3 protein-coding genes are annotated in these 3264 nt (G+C 69.0%); 2 read left to right on the top strand and 1 reads right to left on the bottom strand.

Going from position 1 to position 3264, the window contains the following annotated elements; all coding sequences use genetic code 11:
• A partial coding sequence (locus WCJ52_RS12330) for a CoA transferase (RefSeq protein ID WP_336903608.1) occupies positions 1–1166 on the bottom strand: 1166 nt, incomplete at its 3' end.
• Between the two features lie 75 nt (positions 1167–1241).
• On the opposite strand from WCJ52_RS12330, the gene WCJ52_RS12325 reads away from it, so the two are divergent.
• On the top strand, positions 1242–2408 hold the full coding sequence (locus tag WCJ52_RS12325) for an acyl-CoA dehydrogenase family protein (protein WP_336903607.1): 1167 nt from the start codon (positions 1242–1244) through the stop codon (positions 2406–2408).
• Positions 2405–3190: an enoyl-CoA hydratase/isomerase family protein gene (locus WCJ52_RS12320; protein WP_336903606.1), complete on the top strand. Its 786-nt coding sequence runs from the start codon at positions 2405–2407 to the stop codon at positions 3188–3190. Before WCJ52_RS12325 ends, WCJ52_RS12320 begins: the two co-directional genes overlap by 4 nt.
• The last annotated feature ends 74 nt before the right edge of the window (positions 3191–3264 follow it).

Below are 3264 nucleotides of genomic sequence, written 5' to 3'. Positions count from 1 at the left end.
AGGCGGGGCGGGTGGCGGCGGATGTTGCTGGGTGAGCCGGTGAACTTCACTGGCGGCTTCATGGCGAGGTAGGGCCCGGCGTGGGGGTGCTCGTGGCGCTCGAAGAAGCCCACGGCGGACAGGTGCGGGTCGTCCGGCAGGTCATCCAGCCGCGCGGTGCGCACCACCGGGATCGACAGGGGCTTGAGCAGGTCCAGCCACTCCTGGGTGGTCTTGGTCTGGGTGACCTCGCCCACCAGGCCGTAGAGCTCATTGATGTGCTTGCCCCGCTGGGAATAGTCGGAAAATCGCGGGTCCTTGCCGAAGGTCTCGGCCAGGCCGGCGGCGGCGAAGAACTGGTCCCACTGCTTGTCGGTATAGGGCAGGAGGCCGATATAGCCGTCCTGGGTCGGGTAGGGCTTGCGGTTCGGGTTGGCCACGCGCTGGTAGGCCCACTGACCGATCGGCGGGTCGAAGGCGTGGTCATAGAGGTGCTCGACCAGGGTAAAGCTGGTCATGCACTCCAGCATGGGCACCTCGATGAACTGGCCCTGCCCCGTGCGCTCCCGGTGCAGGAGGCCAGCGGTGATGGCCTGGCTCATGAACAGGCCCGAGACCTTGTCGGCCACCAGGGTGGGCAGGATGCGCGGCGTCGGGTTGCCATCCGTGCGGGGCAGGAGGTCGGCCAGGCCCGAGGCGGACTGGATCAGGTCGTCATAGGCCGGCTCACCAGCATAGGGGCCCTCCGAGCCGTAGCCCGCCGCGTGGACATAGACCACATCGGGCCGCAGGGCGCGGACGTCCTCGTAGGCCAGGCCCAGCCGCTTCAGGCCGTCATAGCGGATGGAGGTGGCGAAGACCTCGCAGGAGGCGATCAGGGCCTCCATCAGGGGCTTGGAGGCCGGATCCCTCATGTCCACCACCACCGAGCGCTTGTTGCGGTTGATGGTCAGGAAGATGGGGCCCAGGTCCCGGGGGGCGCCCTGCGGCACATGGCCGGCCCAGCGCATGATGTCGCCGCCGTCCCCCCGCCCCGAGCCGGGGTCCTCGATCTTGATCACCTCCGCGCCCTGGTCTCCCAGGATCTGCGTGGCATAGGAGCCGAACACCACGCTGGTCAGGTCGAGAATGCGGATTCCCGCCAGGGGGCCGGTCGCCGTCGTCGCAAGTTCCCGAGTTTCCGCCACGTCGTGTCTCCCCTTGGCCGTATCCGTCGTTATGATCCCCCCAGACAAGGGCGCAAGCCGGGAGGAGGCCGTCGCATGGACTTTCAGCTTTCTGAAGAGCACCGGATGCTCAAGGACCTCGCAGAGCGCTTCGTGCGCGACGAGCTCATGCCCCTCGAGGGGGCGGTCCTGGCCCGGGATGCCGCTGGCCAGGGGATCTGGCTTTCGCCCGAGGAACGGGCCCGCATCGACGAAGTGTCGCAGAAGCTCGGGCTCTGGGGCCTGGACGCCCCCGAGGACGTCGGCGGCTTCGACCTGCCCCAGGTGGCCCTGATCGGCGTCAATGAGGCCATGGGCTCGACCATCACGCCCTACACCCTGCCGCCGGACTCGCCGAACCTGCGCATGCTGATGGCCACGGTGACCGAGCGCCAGCGCGAGGCCTACCTGGCCCCCTACGCAGCGGGGAAGACCATCAGCGCCATTGGCATCTCGGAACCTGGCGCGGGGGCTGACCCGTCGGGCATGCTCACCCGGGCGGTCCGAGACGGCGATGACTGGGTGATCAACGGCCGGAAGATCTGGACCAGCCGGGCCGAGCAGGCCGACTTCACCATCGTCATGGCGGTCACCGACAAGGAGAAGGGCTCCCGGGGCGGGATGAGCGCCTTCCTGGTCGACCGGGAGACCCCCGGTTTCAACATCCTGCGCCGTATCCCCATGCTGGCCGGCGCCTTCACCTACGAGATCGCCCTCGACGACGTCCGCGTGCCGGGCTGGAAGCTTCTGGGTGTCGAGGGCCAGGGCTTCGCCCCCATGCAGGTGCGCCTGGGCACCCGCCGTATCGAGATGGCCGCCTGGTGCATCGGCCTCGCCCAGCGGGCCCTCGACATGATGATCGAGTACGCCCCCCAGCGGGTCACCTTCGGCCAGCCCCTGTCCCAGCGCCAGGCCGTGCAGTGGTGGGCCGCCGACGCCGCCACCAAGATCCATGCCGCCCGCCTGATGACCTATCACTGCGCCTGGAAGCTGGACCAGGGGCAGGACGTGAAGAACGAGATCTCGATGGTCAAGGTCTTCGCCACCGAGATGGCCTGGGAGGTACTCGACAACGTCATGCAGTGCTTCGGCGCCATGGGCATGACCAAGGAACTGCCCCTGCACCTGATGGCGGCCAGCATCCGCAACATGCGAATCTACGACGGGCCCTCTGAAGTCCACCGCATGGTGGTCGCCCGCAACCTCCTGGGAGTGAAGAGATGACCACCACCACCGAGCGCCCCGAAATCACCGTCGAGAAGACCGGCCATATCGCCGTGGTCACCATCGACCGGCCGCCGAACAACCACGTCTCCGTGCCCTTGATGCACGACCTGGCCGACCGGCTCGAGAAGATCGACGCCGATAGCGAGGTCCGGGCCGTGGTCCTGGCCTCTGCGGGCAAGGCCTTCTGCGCCGGCGCCGACCTGGTGACCCCCGACGGCATCGGCGGCTCGGGCATGAACGGGATCAACGACCTCTACACCCAGGCCGTCCGACTCTTCTCGATCGAGACCCCGATCATCGCCGCCGTCCAGGGCGCAGCCGTGGGAGCGGGCCTGGGCCTGGCCCTGGTCGCCGACTTCCGCGTCGCCGCTCCCGAGGCCCGATTTGCCGCCAACTTCGTCAAGCTGGGCTTCCACCCGGGCTTCGGCCTGACCCACACCCTGCCGCGCCTGATCGGTGAGCAGAGGGCGGCCCTGATGTTCCTGACCGGCCGGCGGGTGAAGGCCGAGGAGGCCCTGGCCTGGGGCCTGGTAGACGAAGTGGTCCCCCAGGCTGACCTGCTGGAGGCCGCCAAGGCCCTGGCCGCCGAGATCGCCGAGAACGCCCCCCTGGCAGTGGTCGCCACCCGCAAGACCTTGCGCGCCGGCCTTGCTGCCGGCGTCCGGGCCCAGACCGACCACGAGCACGGCCAGCAGACCATCCTGCGCGCCACAGAGGACTTCGCCGAAGGCGTCCGCGCCGTCGCCGAACGCCGTCCGGGCAACTTCCAGGGGCGTTAGGCCCGGGGGCGGAGGGCGGCAGCTGAGCCGCCGTTGACCCCCTCACCGGGCTTTGCCCGGAGCTCCCCCTGAGG

This window comes from Phenylobacterium sp. (genome assembly GCF_037138395.1).
In the GTDB taxonomy this organism is placed as follows: Bacteria; Pseudomonadota; Alphaproteobacteria; order Caulobacterales; family Caulobacteraceae; genus Phenylobacterium.
This window is presented reverse-complemented; position numbering and strand designations above follow the sequence as displayed.